Consider the following 5010-nt stretch of genomic DNA (forward strand, 5'->3'; position numbering starts at 1 on the left):
GGCTTGGCGAAAATTCGAGAACAGAACCAAAGGTCGTTTTCAACGACCGTCGGTATAATGCGCCCGGTACCAGGCGACGAAGGCCGGGATACCGGCCGAGAGCGGCGTCGCCGGCACGTAGCCGACGAGGTCGCGCAGAAGGTCGGTGCTCGCCTCCGTTCGCTCGACGTCGCCGGGCGGCAGGTCGCGCAGGTGACGCACGGCCCGGGCGCCCAGAGCCTCCTCCAGGGCGTCGAGCATCGCCGCCACGCTCACCGGCCGGCCACCGCCGATATTGACCATCCGGTAGGGCGCGACGGGGCTCAGGGTGTCTGCCGCCGAGACGGCCTCCGTGCCCGGCAAGGGAGGGGGCATGTCGATCAGCCGGCTGATGCTCTCGACGAGATCGTCGATATAGGTGAAGTCGCGCACGGCGCGACCGTGATCGTAGACCTCGATCGGCTCGCCGGCCAGGATCTTCCGGGTGAACAGGAACAACGCCATGTCGGGCCGGCCCCAGGGCCCGTAGACGGTGAAGAACCGGAACGCGGTGGTCGGGATCTTCCAGAGATGGGCGTAGGAATGCGCCATCGCCTCGCCGGCGATCTTCGAGGCGGCGTAGATGGTGAGCGGCCACACCGCACGGTCGGTCTCGTGGAACGGCACATCCCGGTTGCCGCCATAGGCCGAGGAGGTCGAGGCGAAGAGCAGGTGGCGCACCGGATGCGCCCGGCAGCCCTCCAGCACCTGGAAGGTCCCGACCACGTTGCCCGAGACGTAGGCTTCGGGGTGCTCCAGGCTGTAGCGGACCCCGGCCTGTGCGGCGAGATGCACCACCACCTCAGGCGCCGTCTCGGCCATCAGGGCCATGACGGCGCCGGGCTCCTCCAGCATGAAGGTGTGGGACGAGAAGCCGGGACAGGCGTCGAGTTGCGCCAGCCGGGCCTGCTTCAGGGCGACGTCGTAGTAGTCGGTCAGCCCGTCGACACCCACCACCTCGTGGCCGGTCTGGAGCAGGCGCCGGGCGAGGTGGAAGCCGATGAAGCCGGCCGTGCCTGTCACGAGGAAGCGCATGGCGGGGTCCCTGGCGCGGGCCGACATCGCCCGCCCGGGGCGGTTACACCGGCGGGGGGCGGGTTGCCAGCCCGACCGCCCTCGGGGCCGGACTCGGAACACCTACCTCAGAAAACGTGTCGCAGGCCCCAGTACAACCCGCCCGCCAGCGTGATCGCCGCCGGCAATGTCAGGATCCAGGCCAGCGCCAGGTTGCGCACCGTCGCCATCTGCAAGCCGGTGCCGTTGGCCCACATCGTGCCGGCGACCCCGCTCGACAGGATGTGGGTGGTCGAGACCGGCATGCCGTAGGCTTCGGCCAAGCCGATCGTGCCGGCGGCGACCGCCTCGGCCGAGGCGCCCTGCGCATAGGTGAGATGCTGCTTGCCGATGCGTTCGCCGACCGTGACGACGATGCGCTTCCAGCCCACCATCGTGCCGAGGCCGAGCGCCAGGGCGACCACGACCTTGACCCAGGTCGGGATATAGCGGGTGCCGTCGTCGAGGGTGCGCCGGTAATCCGTGAGCGTCGCCGTCTCGTGTTCGGTGAAGGGCGAGTGCTCGCCGGTGAGCAGGCGCACTGCGTCGCCGGCGAGGTACATGTCGTTGCGCAGGTTCTGCGTCGCCTCCGCCGGCACGTGCCGGATGGCGCCGTAATTCTTGACCTGCGCGGCGATGTCGTCCGCGAGGCCGGCGAGCGCCGCGAAGGTCTCCGGCGCGGCGAGCGCCTTGGCCGGCGCCTCCGCCTTCAGCGCCTCGCCGACCTTGCTCCGTGCCCCGGCGGCGTCCGGCACGGGTGCCGCGCCGGCATGGTCGCGAAACACCCGGCTGGCGCTCTGCGAGCCCTGCACGAAGGCCGGGGTGCTCGAATCCGGCATGGTGCGGTTGAGCGCGTAGGCCGTGGGGGCGGCGCCGATCAGGATCAGCATGATCAGCCCCATGCCCTTCTGGCCGTCATTGCCGCCATGGGCGAAGGACACGCCGGTACAGGTGAGGATCAGGAGGCCGCGGATCCACAGCGGCGGCGGCGCGTCCCCTTCCGGCGCCCGGTAGAGGTCGGGCCGGCGCACCAGGCGCTTGAGCACGAGGAGCAGGAGGGCGGCGCAGACGAAGCCGACGAGGGGGCTGAACAGCAGCGATTCGAGCACGGTGACCGCCTGCCCCCAGGCGACGCCGGAGGCGGCGTGGCCCGGCGCCATGAGCTGGTTGGCGAGGCCGACGCCGATCACCGAGCCGATCAGCGCGTGCGAGGAGGAGTTCGGCAGACCGAGCGCCCAGGTGCCGAGGTTCCACACGATCGCCGCGAGGAGCAGGGCGAAGATCATCGCGTAGCCGGCGCCCGAGCCGACCTGGAGGATCAGTTCCACCGGCAGCAGGGTCACGACGCTGTAGGCCACCGCCCCCGTCGAGGCCATCACGCCGAGAAAGTTGAAGGCGCCGGACCAGATCACCGCGACGAGGGGCGGCATCGCATGGGTGTAGATCACGGTCGCCACCGCGTTGGCGGTGTCGTGGAAGCCGTTCACGAACTCGAAGGCCAGGGCGATCAGGAGCGCGAGGCCGAGCAGCGCGAAGGCTCCCAGGGCGAGGGGCGGCTGGCCGGCCCGCTGCATGTCGGCGACGAGGTTGTAACCGCCATAGGCGAGCCCTGCCGCCAGCACGACCAGGAAGCCGATCACCGCCGCCGGGTGCACGCCGTGGTCGAGCCGGGGACCGGGACGGCCGTGACCATGCGTCGCGCCAGCGTGGTCGGGGGCAAGGGCAGCGTCGGTCATGGCGAACTCACGCAACGGGACACAACCCAGGATAGGGCACCCAGATGGCATGTCGATGACGCCGCCGGGCGCGTCCGCCGCCGCCGCGGACAAGCCCGGGCCGACGAAACTCACACGTAAATGCTTAGGGGGCTTGCGTTCTGCGCGACGCAACCCCAAATTCATCCGAATACCGCTTCCCCTGCGACGCGTGTGCGAACGGGTCTCAGAGGCGCGGATCTCATGGGTGGAGATTCCGGTGACGGACCTGCCCGCCACGAACCGGCCCGGTGCCCTTGTGGTTGAGGGTGACGGAAGGCCAGCGAGTCAGTACCCGATGAACCAGCTCGTGCGCATGTCGCATATCGTGACCGCAGACGCCGTCGAGGAGCCCTCCCCGAGCCTCCGGGTTCCGTTTGCCCAATCCGGCGCCTTCGTCTGCAAGTTCATCATCGGCGAACCGAACGACCGTGCGGTCTGTTGCGGGGCGCCGGTGCAGGACGGCAAGAGCTGGTGCGCCTTCCACCGCCGGATCGTCTTCGAGCCGACCCGGCCGGGGCGGCTGCGATAGCAGAGGACAGCCGGGACCGCTACCCCGTCCCGCGGCGTTTTTTCCGACACCGGTGTCAGGCCGCCCGGCCGTAGATCGGGAACGCCTCCTGCCGGCCGCGCAGGGGCGAGCGGCTGACCTCGCGCCAGGCTGTGCCGGGGGCATGGCCGAGGGCCTGCGCCGCGTCGAGGGTGGCCTGCGACACCAGCGTGGTGGTGGCGAACGCCTTGGTCGCCTGTTCGAGCCGGGCCGCGACGTTGACCGCGTCGCCGAGCACGGTGAATTCGAGACGGTCGTCGTCGCCGACCACGCCGACGAACACCTCGCCGCAATGCACCCCGATGCCGATCGCCACCGGGGCCTCGCGCGATGTGGCGTTCCAGCCGTCCACCAGCCCTTCGAGCCGCTCCGCGAAGGCGATGGCCTGCGCAGCGGCGTCCGCCCGTGGCTCCGGCACGCCGAACACCACCAGGGCGCCGTCGCCCATGAACTTGTCGATCACGCCCCCGGTCTCCCGGGCGGCCTGGGCGACGCAGCGCCGGAATCCGGTGACCAGGATCGCCACCGTCTCGGGATCGGCCCGTTCGGCGATCGTGGTGGAGCCGCGCATGTCCACGAAGGCGATGGCCGCGTGGCGCCGCTCGCCGAGCCGCAATCCACCGCCGCGCTCGATGCCGCCGCCGCGCTCCAGCAGCGGCGCCAGCTCGGCCGGCAGGAAGCGTGACAGGGCCGCCCGCCGCGCCGTCTCGCGCAGGGCCAGCACCGCGAGCAGCGCCATGATGCCGACCGACACGACGCTGCCGATTCCCACCATCGCCTCGATCCGGTGCGCGTGCCGCTGGTAGCCGAGCAGCAGATCGTCCTCCTGGGCACGCATCGTCTCGATGATCCGGCGGATCTCGTCCATCTCCGTCTTGCCGTCGCCGGCTCTGACGAGCGCCAGCGCGCCATCGCGGTCGCCGGCCCGGTCGAGGGCGAGCGTCCGGTCGAGTTCGGCGAACTTGCGGGCAATGGCGGGGCGCAAGGCGCGGAGGCGGGCCTCCTGGGCCGGAGAGCCGCGCAGCTCCGTGTCCAGCACCGGCAGCTCCGCGGCGACCCGCGCCTGTCCGGCGGTATAGGGCACCAGGAAGGCCGGATCGCCGGTCAGGAGGTAGCCGCGCTGCCCGGTCTCGCCGTCGAGGAGGTCGGCCAGCACCTGCATCAGGGTCCGGTCGACCGACAGCGTGTGGGTGATGCGGTGCTGAACGCTGCTCTGCCAGGCCAGGAGCAGCCCATTGGCGGAGCCGACCAGCAGCAGCAGGGCCACGCCCGCGGTGGTCAGACCGGCCCGGCTGCGCACGGGGCCGAGCCGCGCGCGGAGCGGCCGGCGGGAAGCGGGAGCGGGCGTCGGGTCTGGAATCATCGGCGGGTCCGTCCGGCACCGGGCCGGGACCGGCCCTCGGCGTCCGGGCGATATGGGAGGGTTCCGGTCGTCCGCCATCGACCGGCCGGCCTCCTTGACGCGCATGCTACACCGCTACGCGGAAGAAATCCTGGCTTGGGGCCGATCGGCGGGGAGGCCGGCCAAGCCGGATTTCCTCCGTGCCGCGGGATACCAACGGCCCAAGATGCTGACGCATCGACTCGATCTCAGGCAAGCCCGGGATCGACGAGGCCGTTGACCCATCTCGAATT

General features: G+C 71.0%; 4 protein-coding genes. 1 reads left to right on the forward strand and 3 read right to left on the reverse strand.

The genetic code is table 11. The annotated features are described in order from the left end of the window. Nucleotides 1–39: 39 nt before the first annotated feature. Both VP06_RS32370 and VP06_RS32375 read right to left on the reverse strand, forming a co-directional pair. The gene (locus VP06_RS32370) at nucleotides 40–1053 is read right to left on the reverse strand and encodes an NAD-dependent epimerase/dehydratase family protein (protein ID WP_048467934.1); all 1014 of its coding nucleotides are present in this window, start codon (nucleotides 1051–1053) and stop codon (nucleotides 40–42) included. 107 nt (nucleotides 1054–1160) lie between these two features. Then, entirely contained in the window at nucleotides 1161–2807 is a 1647-nt protein-coding gene (locus tag VP06_RS32375) for an inorganic phosphate transporter (protein ID WP_048467935.1), read from the reverse strand. Nucleotides 2808–3123: 316 nt separating this feature from the next. Here VP06_RS32375 and VP06_RS32380 point away from each other — a divergent pair, with 316 nt between their 5' ends. Continuing rightward, complete coding sequence (locus tag VP06_RS32380) at nucleotides 3124–3357, forward strand: GcrA family cell cycle regulator (protein WP_048430796.1); 234 nt, start codon at nucleotides 3124–3126, stop codon at nucleotides 3355–3357. A 55-nt stretch (nucleotides 3358–3412) separates the two neighbouring features. Here VP06_RS32380 and VP06_RS32385 read toward each other — a convergent pair whose 3' ends face one another. Continuing rightward, the gene (locus VP06_RS32385) at nucleotides 3413–4738 is read right to left on the reverse strand and encodes a CHASE3 domain-containing protein (RefSeq protein WP_048467936.1); all 1326 of its coding nucleotides are present in this window, start codon (nucleotides 4736–4738) and stop codon (nucleotides 3413–3415) included. Nucleotides 4739–5010 lie beyond the last annotated feature (272 nt).

The sequence above is a fragment of the Methylobacterium aquaticum genome, from assembly GCF_001043915.1.
GTDB lineage: Bacteria > Pseudomonadota > Alphaproteobacteria > Rhizobiales > Beijerinckiaceae > Methylobacterium > Methylobacterium aquaticum.